The 17,469-nt window shown below is 65.7% G+C and carries 18 protein-coding genes; 11 read left to right on the plus strand and 7 right to left on the minus strand.

From position 1 onward, the window contains the following. Positions 1-20: 20 nt before the first annotated feature. The 5 genes from SPMU_RS10605 to SPMU_RS10625 all read right to left on the minus strand — a co-directional run bounded on the left by SPMU_RS10605 (position 21) and on the right by SPMU_RS10625 (position 6,317). The gene (locus tag SPMU_RS10605) at positions 21-953 is read right to left on the minus strand and encodes an NAD-dependent epimerase/dehydratase family protein (protein WP_169715686.1); all 933 of its coding nucleotides are present in this window, start codon (positions 951-953) and stop codon (positions 21-23) included. A 490-nt stretch (positions 954-1,443) separates the two neighbouring features. Beyond that, complete coding sequence (gene cobT, locus SPMU_RS10610) at positions 1,444-3,267, minus strand: cobaltochelatase subunit CobT (protein ID WP_088333856.1); 1,824 nt, start codon at positions 3,265-3,267, stop codon at positions 1,444-1,446. 42 nt (positions 3,268-3,309) lie between these two features. Beyond that, positions 3,310-4,572 (minus strand): tetratricopeptide repeat protein, encoded by a 1,263-nt coding sequence (locus SPMU_RS10615; RefSeq protein WP_088333857.1) that lies wholly within the window; start codon positions 4,570-4,572, stop codon positions 3,310-3,312. Positions 4,573-4,582: 10 nt separating this feature from the next. Further along, positions 4,583-5,587, minus strand: a complete 1,005-nt coding sequence (gene cobS / locus SPMU_RS10620) for a cobaltochelatase subunit CobS (protein ID WP_088333858.1) — start codon at positions 5,585-5,587, stop codon at positions 4,583-4,585. 46 nt (positions 5,588-5,633) lie between these two features. After that, a complete protein-coding gene (locus SPMU_RS10625; RefSeq protein ID WP_245833092.1) occupies positions 5,634-6,317 on the minus strand; it encodes a winged helix-turn-helix transcriptional regulator in 684 nt (227 codons plus the stop codon). Between the two features lie 80 nt (positions 6,318-6,397). On the opposite strand from SPMU_RS10625, the gene SPMU_RS10630 reads away from it, so the two are divergent. From SPMU_RS10630 to SPMU_RS10665, 8 genes are all read left to right on the plus strand, one after another. Beyond that, the gene (locus SPMU_RS10630; RefSeq protein ID WP_088333860.1) at positions 6,398-6,832 is read left to right on the plus strand and encodes a VOC family protein; all 435 of its coding nucleotides are present in this window, start codon (positions 6,398-6,400) and stop codon (positions 6,830-6,832) included. A gap of 11 nt (positions 6,833-6,843) precedes the next feature. After that, positions 6,844-7,074, plus strand: a complete 231-nt coding sequence (locus SPMU_RS10635) for a DUF4287 domain-containing protein (protein ID WP_088333861.1) — start codon at positions 6,844-6,846, stop codon at positions 7,072-7,074. 164 nt (positions 7,075-7,238) lie between these two features. Further along, positions 7,239-7,934, plus strand: a complete 696-nt coding sequence (locus SPMU_RS10640; protein ID WP_088333862.1) for a glutathione S-transferase family protein — start codon at positions 7,239-7,241, stop codon at positions 7,932-7,934. Further along, entirely contained in the window at positions 7,931-8,644 is a 714-nt protein-coding gene (locus tag SPMU_RS17555; protein WP_088333863.1) for a DUF1428 domain-containing protein, read from the plus strand. Before SPMU_RS10640 ends, SPMU_RS17555 begins: the two co-directional genes overlap by 4 nt. 16 nt (positions 8,645-8,660) lie before the next feature. Then, a complete protein-coding gene (locus SPMU_RS10650) occupies positions 8,661-9,440 on the plus strand; it encodes a VOC family protein (protein WP_088333864.1) in 780 nt (259 codons plus the stop codon). A gap of 24 nt (positions 9,441-9,464) precedes the next feature. Next, a complete protein-coding gene (locus SPMU_RS10655; RefSeq protein WP_088334112.1) occupies positions 9,465-9,965 on the plus strand; it encodes a VOC family protein in 501 nt (166 codons plus the stop codon). Beyond that, a complete protein-coding gene (locus SPMU_RS10660) occupies positions 9,958-10,572 on the plus strand; it encodes a dihydrofolate reductase family protein (protein ID WP_088333865.1) in 615 nt (204 codons plus the stop codon). The genes SPMU_RS10655 and SPMU_RS10660 overlap by 8 nt, the downstream gene beginning before the upstream one ends. Positions 10,573-10,582: 10 nt before the next feature. After that, positions 10,583-11,026, plus strand: a complete 444-nt coding sequence (locus SPMU_RS10665) for an SRPBCC family protein (RefSeq protein WP_088333866.1) — start codon at positions 10,583-10,585, stop codon at positions 11,024-11,026. 75 nt (positions 11,027-11,101) lie between these two features. On the opposite strand, the gene SPMU_RS10670 is transcribed toward SPMU_RS10665, so the two are convergent. After that, complete coding sequence (locus SPMU_RS10670) at positions 11,102-11,401, minus strand: hypothetical protein (protein WP_088334113.1); 300 nt, start codon at positions 11,399-11,401, stop codon at positions 11,102-11,104. A 3-nt stretch (positions 11,402-11,404) separates the two neighbouring features. Further along, positions 11,405-14,263, minus strand: a complete 2,859-nt coding sequence (locus tag SPMU_RS10675; RefSeq protein WP_425442173.1) for a M16 family metallopeptidase — start codon at positions 14,261-14,263, stop codon at positions 11,405-11,407. Between the two features lie 115 nt (positions 14,264-14,378). On the opposite strand from SPMU_RS10675, the gene SPMU_RS10680 reads away from it, so the two are divergent. From SPMU_RS10680 to SPMU_RS10690, 3 genes are read left to right on the plus strand one after another with little or no spacing between them, the layout of a single operon-like run. Further along, positions 14,379-14,855: a MarR family winged helix-turn-helix transcriptional regulator gene (locus tag SPMU_RS10680; protein WP_245833094.1), complete on the plus strand. Its 477-nt coding sequence runs from the start codon at positions 14,379-14,381 to the stop codon at positions 14,853-14,855. Further along, on the plus strand, positions 14,843-16,285 hold the full coding sequence (locus SPMU_RS10685; RefSeq protein ID WP_245833103.1) for an efflux transporter outer membrane subunit: 1,443 nt from the start codon (positions 14,843-14,845) through the stop codon (positions 16,283-16,285). The genes SPMU_RS10680 and SPMU_RS10685 overlap by 13 nt, the downstream gene beginning before the upstream one ends. Further along, on the plus strand, positions 16,282-17,436 hold the full coding sequence (locus SPMU_RS10690; RefSeq protein WP_088333868.1) for an HlyD/EmrA/EmrK family protein: 1,155 nt from the start codon (positions 16,282-16,284) through the stop codon (positions 17,434-17,436). Before SPMU_RS10685 ends, SPMU_RS10690 begins: the two co-directional genes overlap by 4 nt. The last annotated feature ends 33 nt before the right edge of the window (positions 17,437-17,469 follow it).

The raw sequence follows: 17,469 nt of genomic DNA on the forward strand, positions 1-17,469 counted from the left end.
GCAGGTTCAGGCACTGGCAGTCAGCCAGCGATCAGCCCAAATGATGCGGTATATTGACGGATACCGTCTTCGAGCGGCCGATTCTGGTGGAGCCCCATTTGGCGTAGTCGCTCCACATTAAGGACTAGTCGGGGCACGTCCGCCGGACGTGCAGGAAGGAAATTTAGGGGCATGCCGCGGCCAGTCACCTGCTCAACGATGCGCACGACATCCAATAACGAATGCCCCTCGCCACTACCGATGTTCAACGTCATGCCAACCGCATCCTGCGCGATCAGCGCGCCGACCATCGCAACAAGATCGTCGATATGGATATAGTCGCGCGTACTGGAGCCATCCCCCCAGACATCAAGCGCACGCCTGTCGCGGATGCGCCCCAGCAGCACGGAAACAAGACCCTGTCCCCCGTCGAGCGGCTGCCCTGGCCCGTAGGGGTTGGATGGCCGGAGGATCAGCGTCCGCAGCCCGCATGAGCGCTCCAGAAATCGAAGGTGAAGCTCCGTCTCCAGCTTGGACTGGCCATAGAAGCTGATCGGCGCGCAGGGGTCGTCTTCCGAGGCAAGCCCTTCGACCCCCGCGCCGTAGACCGTGCCGCCCGAGGAAAAGTAGATCAGGCGCGCACCCGCATCGGCGAGCGCACGCCCCAACCGGATCGTTGGCGTCAGTACCGCTTCCCGTTCCGCGAGATAATCGGACAGGCCGCTCGACGGCTTCAATCCCGAAACCAGGTGAACAACCGTGTCGACCGCCTCGCGCCGGACAAGCGCGGCAAGGTCCTCAACCGCCTTCAGCGCGAACGGCATAGGCAGTACCGCTGCCGATCGCGGGACGTGATCCGTTGTGCGCGCCGCCACAAAAACCTTGTGACCAGCCGCAACGAGCGAACGGCCAAGATTGGTGCCGATGAATCCCGTGCCACCCAGCAATAGGATCGTTCGCTGCCGGGTGGTCACGCGGCTCTCATCAGGTGACGCAACCGTGCCCCAGGCCTGTGCCACACGGCCAAGTGGATCGCCCGCTTGACCTTGGCGGCGGGATCAAGGTCGCCCATCGCCGCCTCGCCAGATACAGCCAGTCGCCAGTGATAGCGCCACGAACACAAGCAAGCCCTCTGCCTCCTTCACGCCCGTTCCCATCACCACTCGGCCGGATTCGTAAGGGCGAACCAGTGCGATTGTAAGGCGGTTGTTCGGCGCAGCCGATCGAACGCGCCGAAGAGTCAGCCGGCGGGTGATTGCCTGCCCGAGCCGTCACTCAGGCGCAGGAGGCTATGATGTTGTTTTCGCACCCTTCGGCGCTCATCACTCGGTAGCTGCGCTCGATCACTTCCGTCCGGCCTTATCACATGTGCGGTGATCGTGCGTGGCAGGCCGCATACCCAAAGCAGCGACCTGCGCGTCCTGGACACGCATTCTGGCGAACCAAACGCCCCGCCTTGAGCCCCTATTCCGCGTCGAACAGCGCGGCGAGTTGCTCGATGATCGTGCCGCCCAATTGCTCCGCATCCATGATCGTCACCGCGCGGCTGTAATAGCGCGTCACGTCATGCCCGATCCCGATCGCGATGAGCTCCACGGGAGACTTGCGCTCGATCCAGTCGATCACTTGGCGCAGGTGCCGCTCCAGATAGGAGCCGCTGTTCACCGACAGCGTTGAATCATCCACCGGCGCACCGTCGGAGATCACCATGAGGATCCGCCGCTCCTCCGGTCGCGCGATCAGGCGGGTGTGCGCCCACAGCAGCGCCTCGCCGTCGATATTCTCCTTCAGCAGCCCTTCGCGCATCATCAGGCCGAGCGAATTGCGCGCCCGCCGCCATGGTTCGTCCGCCATTTTGTAAACGATATGGCGCACGTCGTTCAGCCGGCCCGGCTGCGGCGGTCGTCCGGCAGCAAGCCATGTTTCCCGGCTCTGCCCACCCTTCCAGGCGCGGGTCGTGAAGCCCAGGATCTCCGTCTTCACGCCGCACCGTTCCAGCGTGCGGGCGAGGATGTCCGCGCTGATCGCCGCAATCGAGATTGGCCGCCCGCGCATCGATCCCGAATTGTCGATCAGCAGCGTGACCACCGTGTCCTTGAACTCGGTGTCCTTTTCCACCTTGTACGACAGCGACTGCATCGGGTTGATGACGACCCGTGCCAAACGGGCCGCGTCCAGCAGGCCCTCCTCCTGGTCGAAATTCCATGACCGGTTCTGCTGCGCCATCAGTCGGCGTTGCAGGCGGTTGGCGAGACGCGACACGACCGCCTGCAAGGGCACGAGCTGCTGATCGAGATAGCCGCGCAGTCGTGCCAGCTCGTCATTGTCGCACAATTCGGAGGCTGCGATCACCTCATCGAATTGCGTGGTCCACGCCTTGTATTCGAACTGCGGCGACCAATCCGCCGGCGGGCGGTTCGGGCGCACGGGCTGCATGCCCTCCTCACCATCGTCGCCCGGCTCGCCGTCGAGATCGTCGTAGCTTTCCTCGCCCTGCTCCTGGCCTTCGCCGTCGCTGTCATCCGACTCGCGCTGCTCGCCGCGCTGCTCCGATTCGGCCTGCCCCTCGCCGTCCTGGCTCTCGCCTTCCTCGCCCTCGTCCTGCTGCTCGCTGTCGGTGCCTTCGTCCTCGTTGCCGCCGTCGTCGCTTTCCTCGGGCGCCTGATCACCCTCAACGAGTTCGAGATCCTCCAGCAGCTTCATCGCGAGCGACTGAAAGGCGCGCTGATCGTCCAGCGCAAAGGCGAGGTTTGACAGATCGGCGCGCTGCTCGATCCACTCGCGGACCAGGGCAAGTCCCGGCTGGGCAGCGTCGGGCGATTGCTCGCCGGTCAGCGCCTCGCGCACCAGCAGCCCAAGCGCGGTCGACAGCGGCACCTCGTCGCGCGTCCGGGCGCGGGTGATCGGATCCGCCCGCAGCCGCACGTCCAGCGCCCGCGCCAGGTTATCGGTGATCCCCTGATAGCCACGGCTGCCAAGCGCCTCGACACGCGCGCCTTCCACCGCGTCGAACACCGCCCGCGCCAGTGCCTCCTGCGGCGCGCCGCGCTGGTGGAGCGCAATATCGTGATGCTTCAGCCGCAGCGCGAAACCATCGGCGAATCCACGCGCCTCCGCCACCTGATCGGCAGGCAGACTGCGGGCCGGCATCGGCACCTTGAGATGCTTGCCGGACTGGGTCGGCGCGTCGGCGGTGAAGGCAAGCTCCACCTCCTGCTCCTCGGACAGCGCACGCGACGCGCCGCCAAGAACGTTCTTGAACCGGTCGAGAGGCGTTTCGGTGGCCATGGCTTTATCCTAATCTCATCGTGGCTGCACACAAGCGGCGCTCTATTTAGGATCGAGTTGGTCGCGGAGCGCGAGAAGGTGCGCATTGTCGGGCACCTCACGAAGCCCGGCCGCGACCGCTTCACGCGCGTCTTCGGTCCGCCCGGCGCCGTGAAGAATGTCGGCCAGGACATTCCAATAGGCGGCAGACTGCGGCCGCAGCAGCACCGCTTCGCGGATCTCCGCCTCGGCAAGGTCGATACGGTTCCCGCGGCGATGATGGAGGGCACGATAGTAACGGGTCTCGGCGCGGGATTGGGCCTCTCTATCGATAACGCTGAGAAGTGCGTCGATCAGCGCGACCGAAGCGTCACGCCACGTCCGCACCGCCGGCTCGGGCCGCTCCGGATAATCGTCGAACCGATCGTCGAACAATGTTTGACGATCGGGAAACCAGCGACGACATATCTCGGCTTCGTCCTGCGCGTAGCCTTGAACAAAGCTCATCGCCTGATCGCGCGCGACAGGCAAGGCGCTGGCGCGATCAGGCCGCAACGTCTCCGCAACCGCTTCGCGCACGGCCAGTTGCTGTGCCTTCGGCAGGTCGGCCGAAGCCTTGTCGATCACGCGAAGCACGGCCTGGCCGCTCGGATCGAGCGAAACGTTCTGATCGTCGACGGGTGTCAGCGCCGGAAGCTCGAAGCGTGTCGTGAAGTCGTCGAGAATTGAACCGTTGATGAGATCGGGTCGATGGAAAATGCCGACGTGAACGTGCTCCTCGCCGAAAACTCGCGCCCAGCGATCGAGCAACACCGGGTAATCGAGCAGCGTCGACCCCGCGAAACGCGCAAAGGAAAAGGACGGTCCCGGTCCGTTGCGCATCGCCGTTGCATGAAAGCTCATCGCCATCCGGTCCCACCGTCGGAGATAAACGGCAACTTCAACCGTGTCGAAATACCGTGCGAGCAGTGCCTGAAGTTGCTGCAGAGATGCCGCGCTGATGAGCCGAGACTGCGCATGTTCGGTGGAAAAGACAAAGCGCGCGCCACTATGCGCGGCGATTTCGGCGGCGAGGCGCTCTTCCAAACGCCTGACAAAAGCGGCGTGCGATTCGCCTGACATCAGGCCGATATGCGGCGCTAGGTCAGCGACCTGTGTGTCGGCGTCCGCCGCCGCGTAGACCAGCGCCGCATGGCCCGCTCCGCCAAGATCGGGGTAGCGAACCCCAAGATCGGCCAGCCGTGCAGCATCCCTACAAAACGCCGTCTGCAGCGTGGTGGTACCGGTCTTCTCCGCGCCGATGTGCAGGATGGCGCGGCGCGTCATCGCTCGCGCATCAGCCCTTTCCGACCACGCTCTCCGGCAGGTCCTTCCCGAACACGCGCTGGTAATATTCCGCCACCAGCGGCCGCTCGGCCTCATCGCACTTGTTGAGGAACGACAGGCGGAATGCGAAGCCGACGTCCTTGAAGATCAGCGTGTTCTGCGCCCAGGTGATCACCGTGCGCGGGCTCATCACGGTGGAGATGTCGCCGTTGATGAAGCCCTTGCGCGTCAGGTCGGCCACGCGGACCATGTCTTCGACCTGCTTCTTGCCGTCGGGCTTGTCATATTCGCCCGACTTCGCGAGCACGATGTTCGCCTCGGTCGCGGCCGGCAGATAGTTCAGCGTGACGACGATGTTCCAGCGGTCCATCTGGCCCTGATTGATCTGCTGCGTGCCATGATACAGCCCGCTCGTATCGCCCAGGCCGACCGTGTTGGCGGTGGCGAACAGGCGAAAATAGGGGTTCGGCCGGATCACGCGATTCTGGTCGAGCAACGTCAGCTTGCCCTCTGTTTCCAGCACGCGCTGGATCACGAACATCACATCCGGGCGCCCGGCGTCATATTCGTCGAAGACGAGCGCGGTCGGCGTCTGCAGCGCCCAGGGCAGCAGGCCTTCGCGGAATTCGGTGATCTGCTGGCCGTCCTTCAGCACGATCGCGTCGCGGCCAATGAGGTCGATACGGCTGATGTGCGCATCGAGGTTGATGCGGATGCACGGCCATTTCAGCCGCGCCGCGACCTGCTCGATGTGCGTCGACTTGCCGGTGCCGTGATAGCCCTGCACCATCACGCGGCGGTTGTGCGCAAAGCCGGCCAGCACCGCCATGGTCGTGTCCGGATCGAACACATAGGCGGGGTCGAGATCCGGCACCCGCTCGTCCGCCTCGCTGAAGGCGGGGCATTGCATGTCGCTGTCGATGCCGAACATCTCGCGCACGCTCACCATCTTGTCGGGCGCGTCGAGGATCGTGGTCTCGCGGCTGTCGGGAAGCGTATTCGGAATGTCGGTCATGCGCGCCTCGAAAGTAACACGAATGCCTTAGGCGGTGTTTCGCGGGTTATTCAACCTCTGCTTTCGTCGGTAGCCTGAAGAGATCGATGAAGCGTGCCGCCAGTTCCCGGTCCCCGGTGAACACCAATTCGCCCGCGGCTTCGGCTTCGGTGATCGGCCATTTGCCATAGGTCAGGTTCGCCATGATCCGCGGCGTGGTGGCGAAATGCACGTCCACCGCCGCACTCCCGCGCACGATCGGCAAGTCGCCACACTCCAGCCGCGCAACGAACGATTCCGGCCCGAAGGTGAACCCCACCGCCATATCCGGCATCGCCCGCGCCGCCGCCACATCGATCATCGTGCGCAGCGACAGCATCATCGACGCTGCCGACAACGGCAGCATCGGATCATGATCCGGAGAGCGCGCCGCCCAGGCGCCAAGCGCCTTGATCGGCTCCTCCGCTTGGTATCCCCAGGCGGTCAGCCCATAAACCTGCACATTGGCAGGCGGCGGCAGCCGTTCGCGCTTCACGATATGCGCGCGCTCCAGCCCCTCGAGCCGCTGCGTCAGCACATTGGCGCTGATCCCGCCGAGTGACGCCTTCAACTCGCCAAAGCGGCGCGGCCCGAACATCAGCTCGCGCACGATCAGCAAGGACCAGCGCTCCCCCACCAACTCCATCGCCAGCGCGGTGCCGCATGCATCGTCATACCACCGTTTTACCGCCCCACTTTCGCCGTTCGTCATTTTTTCTAACTTCATGGTTGTTTTAGATAACTAAATGCTCCAGAAATCTCAAGCATCGAGTCGCAAACGGAGCGTTTCGCATGACCAAGATGATCTTCGTGAACCTGCCAGTCGCCAATGTCGCTGCCGCCACTGCCTTCTACGAGGCGCTGGGCTTCACCAAGAACCCGATGTTCTCCAATGAACAAGCGTCGTCGATGGTCTGGTCAGACGCGATCAGCGTGATGCTGCTCGACACCGCTTTCTACGCCACCTTCACCAACAAGACGCTGATCGACGCGCACACCACCAGCGGCGTGCTGCTCGCCCTTTCGTTCGACAGCCGGGCCGCCGTGGACGCGATCACCGAGGCGGCGATTGCCGCCGGCGGCCGCGAGACGCGCGACCGGCAGGATCTCGGCTTCATGTACGGCCGCGCCTTCGAGGATCTCGACGGCCACACCTGGGAGCCGGCGTTCATGGACATGGAAGCGGCCGCGGCAACCATGGATCCCACCGCAGCAACCAGCGCCTGAGGAGACGGATCATGTCGTTCCAGGCGTATCTCGACACGATCGAGAAGAAGACCGGCAAGACCCCGGCGGACCTGCGCGCGATGGGCGCGGAAAAGGGTTGGACGCAGGGCGGGACGCTGGCCGCCGGCATTCGCCCGATGGCCATTGTCGAGGCGCTGAAGACCGATCTGGGGCTGGGCCACGGCCATGCCATGGCCGTGGTGGCGCTGCTCAAAGGCCAGAAGAAAGAGGGCGACGCCTGACGATCCGGATGCTGGTCAGCCGCCGAAGGGAGACGATCATGCCCCTTGATCATCGCGCCGTGCTTGGCGGCCTTTGCGCCTTTGCCGTGACCGCTCTGGCGATCCTGCTGATTGCAGCGGCGCAGGGTGCAGGGCCGTTCGCCTGAAATGGAGAGGAAGATAGGATGAACAAGCCGATCATCACCGCCTTCGATTGGGTGCCGCCGTTTGCCCGCGGACAGGTCCGGGACCTGCGCGTGCGCTGGGCGCTGGAAGAAGTCGGTCAGCCCTATGACGTGCTATACTTGGCTCAGGGGAGCCAGAGGCACCCGCCGCATCGCGCGCGCCAGCCGTTCGGCCAAGTGCCGACCTACCAGGAAGGCGACCTTACCCTGTTTGAGTCGGGTGCCATCGTGCTTCACATCGCAGATCGGCACGGCAAGCTGCTGCCGACCGACCCGGCGGCCCGCTCCCGCGCGATCGAATGGATGTTCGCCGCGCTGAACACGGTGGAGCCGCCGATAATGGATCACGCAATCGCCACCTTGTTCGAAGCAGACGCGCCATGGTCAAAGCCGCGCCTCCCCTCCGTAAACGCGCGCATCGACGGGCGTTTGGGCGAGTTGTCCGATCGCCTTGGTGACGACACGTGGCTGGAAGGGGACACCTTCACCGCCGGCGACCTCCTGATGGTATCGGTGCTGCGCATCGTCGCTGGCGACGGCCACCTCGACGCTTACCCGAACCTTCAGGCCTATGTTGAGCGCGGCACCGCCCGCCCGGCCTTTGAACGTGCGCTGGCGGATCAGCTCGCGGGCTTCACGGGTCAGCCACCTGCCGAACTGCGCGCCTGGCTCGAAAAGATGGGGGAAGCGGCATGACCTACGTGGACGGGTTCGTGGTCGCGGTGCCGACCGCCAACAAGCAGAAATATGTCGATCATGCGGAGGGTGCGCTTGATCTGTTCAAGGAGTTCGGCGCCGCTCGCATGGTCGAAGGCTGGGGTGACGACGTGCCGCGCGGCGAGGTGAACGACCTCTACCGCGCCGTGCAGGCCAAGGATGACGAGACCGTCCTGTTCAGCTGGGTGGAATATCCGAACAAGGCCACCCGCGACTCCGCCGGCCAGAAGATGATGAGCGATCCGCGCATGGAGAAGATGGGCGACATGCCGTTCGACGGGAAGCGCATGATCTACGGCGGGTTCGAGCTGCTGCACGAAGCCGGCGCAGGCGGCGATTGCGGCTATATCGACGGCGTGATCCTGCCTGTGCCGCAGGACAGGAAAGAGGCTTATCGCGCCTTTTCACAAACCTCCGCCGCCGCATTCCTCGATCACGGCGCGACCCGTGTGGTCGATACCTGGGGCAATGACGTGCCCGACGGCAAGGTCACGGACTTCCGTCGCGCGGCAAAGGCCGAGGATGGCGACACAGTCGCGCTTGGCTGGATCGAGTGGCCGTCGAAGCAGGTCCGCGACGCCGCTTGGGAGCAGCTGATGAGCGACACGCGATTGTCGGGTGGAGGCGATCGCCCCTTCGACGGCAAGCGCATGATGTTCGGCGGGTTCGCGCCCGTGGTCGATCGCTGAGCAAGGGAGAGCGACGATGCGCAACACCCATGGCACGCCGATCTGGTACGAACTCCTGTCCACCGACCCCGACGCGTCCAAGACTTTTTACGAGGCCGTGATCGGCTGGACGGTAGGGCCGAAGCCTGAAGGCGAGATGGACTACCGGATGATCGAAGCGGCGTCTGGCGACGCGGTAGGCGGCCTGATGCGCCTCTCGCCGGAGATGGTGCAGGGCGGCGGCAGGCCGATGTGGTTGTTCTACGTCGGCGTCGATGATGTCGATGCAACGGTCGCCCGGATCAATCAAGCCGGTGGCAGCGTCCAACTACCCGCCTTTGACATGCCGGGCGTTGGCCGAATGGCAATGGTCGCCGACCCTCAGGGCAATCCGCTCTACGTCATGCGGGGTGAAAGCGACGAGCCAAGCCATTCGTGGGAGCGCACCGGCATGGGCAAGTGCAATTGGCACGAGCTTTCCACCACCGATCAGGCCGGCAGCAATGGCTTTTATGCCGACGTGTTCGGCTGGACCTATCCCGACCGGATGACGATGCCCGGTGACATGGGCGACTATGTCTTTGCTGCCGTGAACGCAGAGGTCATTGGCGCCACGATGAAGGCCGGCAGCCAGCCGCCCGGCTGGCTCTTCTACTTCCGCGTCCCGAATATTGAAGAAGCCGCGGCGAAGGTGAAGGCCGGCGGTGGCATGGTCCACGCGGGCCCGATGGAGGTGCCCGGCGGCGATCGGGTGATCGTCGCCAGCGATCCTCACGGTGCCGCCTTCGGTGTCGTCGCGCCGGGAGCGCCAGCCTGACACCGTCTTGGTGGGAGAGAGATGATGACTGAGGACAAGCTCGTGACCTGCGTCTGGTTTGATCGGGGGCAAGCACGCGAAGCCGCCAGCTTCTACGCCAGCGTATTCCCGGACAGCCATGTCGGCGCGGCACAGAATTCGCCGGCAGACAATCCATCCATGGCCGCCGGCGGGGAGCTGACCGTTATGTTCAGCGTGCTTGGCCGTCCTTTCCTCGGCCTCAATGGCGGACCCAACTTCACCCCCAATGAGGCGGTCAGCTTCATGGTGCTGACCGATGATCAGGAGGAAACCGATCGTTACTGGAATGCGGTCGTCGGCAACGGCGGCGTGGAGAGCGACTGCGGCTGGTGCAAGGACCGGTGGGGCTTCTCCTGGCAGATCACACCCCGCGCGCTGATGGCGGCGCTGGCCGATCCGGACCCTGCCGCCGCCAGGCGTGCAATGGAGGCCATGATGACGATGAAGAAGATCGACATCGCCGCGATCGAACGCGCTCGTGCCGGGGATTCGGCGGGTGCGTAAGGTCATCGGTGGGCTTTTCATGTCGGTCGACGGTGTGGTGCAGGCACCCGGTGGGCCGGACGAGGATCGGAGCGGCGGCTTCGCTTATGGCGGATGGGCGGCGGGATATTCGGACCAAACGACCGACGCCTTTATTGCCGAGCATATCGAGGGCGCTGAATATGACCTGCTGCTCGGCCGGCGCACGTACGATATCTTTGCCGATTACTGGCCGCGCCACCTCGTCAACCCGATCGGGGAACGCTTTGACCGCATCACCAAATATGTCGTCACCTCTCGCCCCGACACGCTCGGCTGGCGCAGATCGCAGCCGCTGGTCGGCAATCCCGTGCGAACGGCGGCCGCCTTGCGCAACAGCGAAGGCCCGGACCTGCTGATCCAGGGCAGTAGCCAGCTTTACCCCGCGCTGTTCGGCGCAGGGCTGATCGACCGATTGTTCCTCACGGTCATGCCCATCATCCTGGGCGCGGGCAAACGCGTGCTCACTGGTGATGCCGCGTCCGCCACTGGTCTGCGCCTCGTGGATCACCGCGTCAGCGACACGGGGGTGGTGATGAGCGTCTATGATCGCAGCGGCCCGGTGCGCACTGGCGATTTCACGAACTAAGGAACAGAGGATGCACGAGCTGAAGATCGAACGCCTGATCGACGCGCCGATCGCAACCGTCTGGAGGGCGTGGACCGAGCATTTCGCCGAATGGTTCGTCCCGCGTCCATGGTCGGTCGAGGTGATCGAACAGGATCTGCGCGCCGGTGGCCGCAGCGCGATGGTGATGCGCGGGCCGAACGGCGAGGAACAACCCTCCGAGGGTGTTTATCTGGAGGTGGTGCCCGAGCGCCTGATCGTCAGTACGGACGCCTTTCTGCCGGGTTGGATGCCCGCGGGGCCGTTCATGGTCCGTATCGACAGTTTCGCGGACCAGGGTGGCAAGACGCGGTACACCGCGATTGCCCGTCATTGGACAAAGGACGCCCGCGACCAGCATGAAGCCATGGGCTTCGAGGCCGGCTGGAACGCAGCAACCGACCAGCTCGAAGAGGTCGTCGCGCGTATCAAGTGATCAACCGATGCCGGGCGGCGCCGCAAACTACATCCATTGCCCCGGCCAGTTGCCGGGGCAATGCTCATTTCTCGATCAGCCGACCCGCGTGCCGGTCAGCGGGAAACTGCCGAACGCACCAGCGCCGACGTTGCCGGTCACCGTGTCGCCGTCGATGGTGACATTCATGTCCAGCGTCATCGGCATCGGCACGGTCATCTGCTGCTTCCACGTCAGCGTGTTGCCGTTCACTTCGCCCGATACGTCGGACGCGCCCATGGCGCCGGAATTGGTGCCGGTGAACGTGTTGCCGTCGCTCTTCACTGTCAGCGTCGACTTCTGGTCGCCCAGCGGGGACTTCACAGTGACGTCGTAGGTACCGTCCACTCCAGCCATCATTCACTCTCCTTGGGGTACGTCCGTGACGGACGCGGCACGCATTACCTCGACGGGCAGTCCCAACGAGTCAAGCTGCGGCCGAACCGTCTTGGCGTCGCCGATCACGATCCAGACGAAGCGGTTCGGATCAATGACGCTACGGATCGCGCCATTGAGCTGGTCGCGGGTCATGGCGCGATACCGCTGGGTGATGGTGCCATAATAATCGTCCGGCCGACGATACAGATCGTTCGCCTGCATCGCGCTCAGCACCGCCCTCGACGTCTCGAAGTTCCCAGCGAGCGACCGAGTCGCGCCGGTAATCGTGCGCTGAAACTCCGCCTGGGTCATCGGGCGGTCACCGACGAACGCGGCCATCTCGGTCCGCATGGCCGCGATGGACGCACCCGTCTTGTCCGCCTGAACAGGCGCACGAAGCTGGTAGGATGCCTCTTCGGCGTGGCGGCCGAAGCCCCCGTACGCGCCGTAGGACCAATGCTTCGTTTCGCGCAGGTCCATGTTGATGCGGCCAAGGAAATCGCCGCCCAGCGCATCATTGGCGGTGATGACGGGCAGGAGATCGTCCGTGCCGCGCATACCGGTACGAAGCAGGCCGGAGATCCGCGACTGCGGCGAATTCGGCCGATCCGCGAGCACGATGCGCGGCGTCGGCGCCGGGCGATCCTTGAGGAATAGCTTGGTGCCCGCCGTGCCCTCGCCCTTCCAGCCGGCCAGCACGCGGTTCAACCCGGCCTGCACTTCGGCGAGCGGGCGGTCGGACACCACGAACACCTTCGCCTTTTCCGGGCGCAGCCAAGCACGATGAAAGGCGACAAGATCGGCGCGCGTCAACGCCGCCACGGCCTTTGCATCGCCGCTGCCCTGGTTCTTCGCATACGGGTGCGACGGGCCGTAGAGGATCGGCGGCGCGATGCGCTGCTCGATCCCTTCGGGGTCGGTCTGCTCCTGCGCGATCTGGGTCAGCATCTGCGCACGAACGCGCGCCAGCTCGCTGTCGGGGAATGACGGCGCGCGCAGCAGATCGGCCCAAAGGTCCAGCGCTGGCGCCAGATTGGCGCTTGGCGCGCGGAAACTGACGGTGGTGCGGTCGGCGGAAGAGCCGGTGAAGATGTCGAGGCCGAGCCGCTCCTTTGCCTCGGCTAGCTGGATCGAATTGAGCCGCGCGGTCCCCTCATCGATCATGGCGAGCGTCATGCTCTGCGTCCCCAGCTTGTCCGCCACGTCGGCGGCAGCACCAGCGTCGAAGCTCGCCACCATCTGCGTGACCGGCACGGTGGTGCGCTGCGCATAGACAAGCTCGACGCCGTTCGAGAGCCGCGCGCGTTCCACCTTCGGGAAGGCAAGCGCGCCCACGTCGCCCACCGCCGGCATCGGCTCACGCGTGCCTTTGGCTGCGACGTCGGGCGCCGGCGCCTGCTCCGCTGGCGGCGGCACCTGCGCTTCCTCGTACGCATCGCGATCGCCGGGCACCACGGTCAGGCTGTAGCTCGGGCGCTTCAGCCAGTGCTGCACGGCCGCCTTCACGCTGGCCGGTGTCTGCAGGGCCAGCGCGGCGAGCTGCTTTTTGTAAAAGCCCGGATCGTTCGAATAAAGCGCACCTTCCGCCAGCGCGACTGCCTTGCCGCCGCTGCCGCCGACCGCCTCCAGCCCACCAAGCCGGCGCGAGATCGTGCTGGTTAGCGTGCGCTGCACCTCATCCGCCGTCGGTCCGTTGCGGATGAACTCGGCGACGAGCTCGTCCAGACGCCGCGAGACGATCGCGGGGTCGACGTCGGGGCGAACCAGCGCCTGGATGGTGAACGTGCCGACCTGCGCGAAATCGGAATAGCTCGCGCTCACCTGAACGGCCGTCTTGTCCCCCTTCACCAGCGCATTGTCGAAGCGCGAGCTGGCGAGGCCGCCCAGCACCGCTGCCGCAACCTCAAGCGCCGGCGCTGCCGCATCGTTCAGGCCGGGCACGGGCCAGCTCTTCACCACCAGCGGCGCGGCAACCCGGTCCTTCATCACCTCGTTGCGCGGCTGCGCCAGCGCCGGCACCGCCGCTTGCGGCGCGACGCTCTTTGGCCCCGGCTTGATCGCTCCGAAGTATTTTTCGGTCAGCCGCCGCGCGGTCGGTACATCGATGTCGCCGGCCAGCACCAGCACGGCATTGTTGGGGCCATAGTGATCGCGGAACCAGTCCTTTACATCCTGAACGCTGGCGCGATCGAGATCCGCCATCGAGCCGATCGTGCTGTGGCCATAAGGATGACCTTTCGGGAACACGCCTTCGATCAATTTGTAGCTGACCAGGCCATAAGGCTCGTTATCACCCTGGCGCTTCTCGTTCTGGACAACCCCGCGCTGCTCATCGAGCACCGCCTGCGATATGGCGCCGGTGAGCCAGCCCATGCGGTCGCTTTCCAGGTACAGCGCCTGCTCCAGCGCGGCGGCAGGCACGGTCTCGAAATAATTGGTGCGGTCGAAATAGGTGGTCCCGTTCAGGTCGGTCGCGCCCACCTGCTTCAGCGGTTCGAAGAAGTCGCCCGGCGCATTCTCGCTGCCGTTGAACATGAGATGTTCGAACAAGTGCGCGAAGCCGGTCTTCCCCGCCGGCTCATGCTTGGAGCCGACGTCATACCAGACGGACACCGCGACCACCGGCGCCTTGCGGTCGGTATGCACCACAACGCGAAGGCCGTTCGTCAGCGTGAACTGCTCAAAGGGGATATCGATCGCCTTCACCAGGTCGGCGACTGGCGCTGGCTTGGCGGGGGAGGCTGCCGCGCCCGCGTGCGGCTGCGTCGTCGACTGGGCAACGGCGGGAGAAACAAGGGCGAGCGCCGCGACGCTGGCAGTCAGGGAAATCGACAAACGCAATTCGAAACTCCTCGAGGACGCGGGCAGCCTAGTGGCCGACCCGCGCGCTGGAAAGACGGCAACATTTCGTCACAAAGGATTGACTGCCGCGGCAACCATTGCCTAAGCAACCAATGTGTTGTTCACCGACTCGTCTTTCTCGCCGGAAACGTCGCCTGGTTATCTGGTGCGCATGATCCACCAGATGAACGTCGCTGCAGTTGATCGGGCGCTCGCAGAGGATGGCCTCACCGCGATGCAATGGACCACGCTGGTCTCGCTCTTCTTTCGGCACGCCGACACGTGCGGGGGCCTCGCGCGCAAGCTGGGGCACGACAAGGGCGCGATGACCCGGCTGATCGACCAGATGGAAGCGAAGGGTTGGGTCTCGCGGCAGCGCGACGATGAGGATCGCCGGCTGATCCGCCTCACGCTGACGCCGGCCGGTACCGAAACGGCACTTGCCGCCAAGCGCAAGGTGATCGCGTGTTGGAACGGCTTCCTCGCGGACTGGAGCGATGCCGACGTGGCCGAGATGATCGCGATGCTGCAGCGGCTGCGCCATACCATGGAGGAAAAGATGGCGGAGGAGAGCGACGCATGCGCCGCATGAATGTCATGCCGCGCCGCCGCGGCGCTGGCCGTGCAATCGGCACCGCCGCCTTGGTCGCGCTGCTCGCCGCCTGCACGCCGCCCGATACTGCGCCGCAGCTCAGCCAAAAAGCACCGCTGGACCTTGGCCTCACCGGCGCCCCGATGCCGGCGATCGATCCAAGCTGGTGGACGGCGTTCGGCGATCCGCAGCTCGACCGTATTGTCGCGGACGCGCTCAGCGGCAGCCCCGATCTCGATGCCGCGCTCGCGCGCGTCCGCCAGGCGCAGGCCGTGATAGCTCGCCGCGAGGCCGAAACAGGGCCGGAAATCACCGCGGACGCCAATGCGCAGGCCGCGCGTCTCTCCGGCCGCTACACCATTCCACCCCCCTTCGGCGGCAGCGTCCGCTTCCTCGGCACGGCGCAGGCAAACCTGTCGTGGAACCTCGACCTGTTCGGTCGCCAGCGCGCCGCCATCGAGGGCGCCCGCGCCTCGCTCACCGCCGCCACCTATGACGCTGATGCCGCACGGCTGATGCTCGCTGGCTCAATCGTCACGACCTATGCCGAAGTCGCCCGTGCCGAGCGCATCGCCGCGCTCGCCCGCCAGACGATCGCCACCCGCGAGCGTGCCGTGCGCCTCGTTAACACGCGGGCGCGCAACCAGCTCGCCAGCCAACTTGACGTTCAAGCCGCCACCACCCTGCTCGCCCAGGCACGCGTTGCGCTGACCCGAGCGGAGGCGGCACGCGTCATTGCCGTTGATGCGCTGGCGGCGCTCGCCGGACGGGGCGCCGATTATGCCTCCGGTATCGGCGCCACCCGGCTCGCCGAGCCAACCAGCCTGGCCTTGCCGACCACCATTCCCGCCGATCTCCTCGCGCGCCGCGCCGATATTGCTGCCGCCGCGGCACGCGTCGACGCCGCCGCCGCGGGCCGGCAGGTCGCCCGCCGCGCCTTCTATCCCAACGTGAACCTGATCGCGCTCGCCGGGCTTCAGTCCGTCGGCATCGGCAACCTCTTCAACGCCGACGCCGGCACGGCAGGCGCCGGCGGCGCCTTCCACCTTCCGATCTTCGACTCCGGTCGCCTCAAAGCCGATCTTGCCGGCGCAACCGCCCAAGTCGACCTCGCCATCGCGGACTATAACCGCACCGTCGTCAACGCTGTACGCGAAGCCGCCGATGCGCTTGCCGCCATCCGCGCCACGGAAGCGGAGGCCGCCGCGCAAGGCGCGGTCGTCCGCGGCTTTGCCGAGACCAACCGCCTGAACGCGGTCCGCATCAACGCCGGGCTCGAGTCGCGCCTCACCGGCATCGACACTGACATCCGCCTCCTCGACGCCCAGCTTGCTTCCACCACCCTCGCCGTGGACGCGCTCGCCGCCCGCGCGCGGCTGGCCCAGGCGCTGGGCGGCGGCTTCGATCCCTCCCGGAACCCTGCATCATGAGCGATACCGCCGTTCCCGCCCCTCCGCCTGCCGGCCGTCCGGCGCTTCGCCGCCGGCTTTTGCTGGGACTGGCGATCATCGTCGTGGTCGGCATCGCGATCTGGGCCGTGTTCCACTTCCTGCTGGCCGCGCCGGAGGAGGAAACGGACGACGCCTATGTCGCGGGCGACGTGGTGGCGATCACTGCGCGCGATCCCGGCACGATCCTCGCCATTCATGCGGACAACACCCAGGCGGTGAAGGCCGGCCAGCCGCTGATCGATCTCGATCCGCTCACCGCAGATGTGAACCTTGCCGCGGCTGAAGCCGAGCTGGCGCGCGCCGTTCGCGGCACGCGGGCCGATTTCTCGCGCGTCACTGAATCGAGCGCCGCGGTCGTGCAGGCGGAAGCGCAGCTTGCCGCGGCCCAGGCCGATTACACCCGCCGCCGCGGTGCAGCGGCCGAGGGCGCCGTCTCGGGCGAGGAACTGAGCCACGCCGCCGATCAGGTAAAGGTCGCCCGCGCCGCGCTGAACCTCGCGCGCAGCCGCCGGACCCAGGCGCAGAGCACCGTCGCCGGCACGGCGGTCAACACCAATCCCGCCGTGCTCTCGGCGATCGCTGCCTACCGCCGCGCCGCCATCATGCGCAGCCACATGCATATCGTCGCGCCGATCGACGGCGTGGTGGCGCAGCGCAACGCGCAAGTCGGCCAGCAGATCGCCGCCGGCACGCCGCTGATGGCGGTTGTTCCGCTCAGCCGCTTGTGGGTTGACGCCAACTTCCGTGAAACGCAGCTGAAGGATCTGCGCATCGGCCAGCCCGCGACGGTGGTGGCAGATGCCTATGGCGACGAAGTGGTCTATCACGGGCGCGTGGCCGGGCTATCGGCCGGCAGCGGCAACGCCTTCGCGCTGCTGCCGCCGCAGAATGCCAGCGGCAATTGGATCAAGATCGTCCAGCGCGTACCGGTGCGGATCATGCTCGATCCCAGGGAGCTCCGCGCGAACCCGCTACGCGTCGGCCTGTCGGTGCTCGCCAAAGTCGACACCGCGAACACCAGCGCGCCACGCCTCGCCGCCCCTGCCGCTCAGCCGTATCGCGGCAATGTCACCGAAGCCGATCCCGCCGTCGAAGCGAAGATCGCCCAGATCATCGCCGCGAACCGCTGATCCGATGATCCGCGCTCCCATTGCTCCTGCCAC

Source organism: Sphingomonas mucosissima, from assembly GCF_002197665.1.
Taxonomy (GTDB): domain Bacteria; phylum Pseudomonadota; class Alphaproteobacteria; order Sphingomonadales; family Sphingomonadaceae; genus Sphingomonas; species Sphingomonas mucosissima.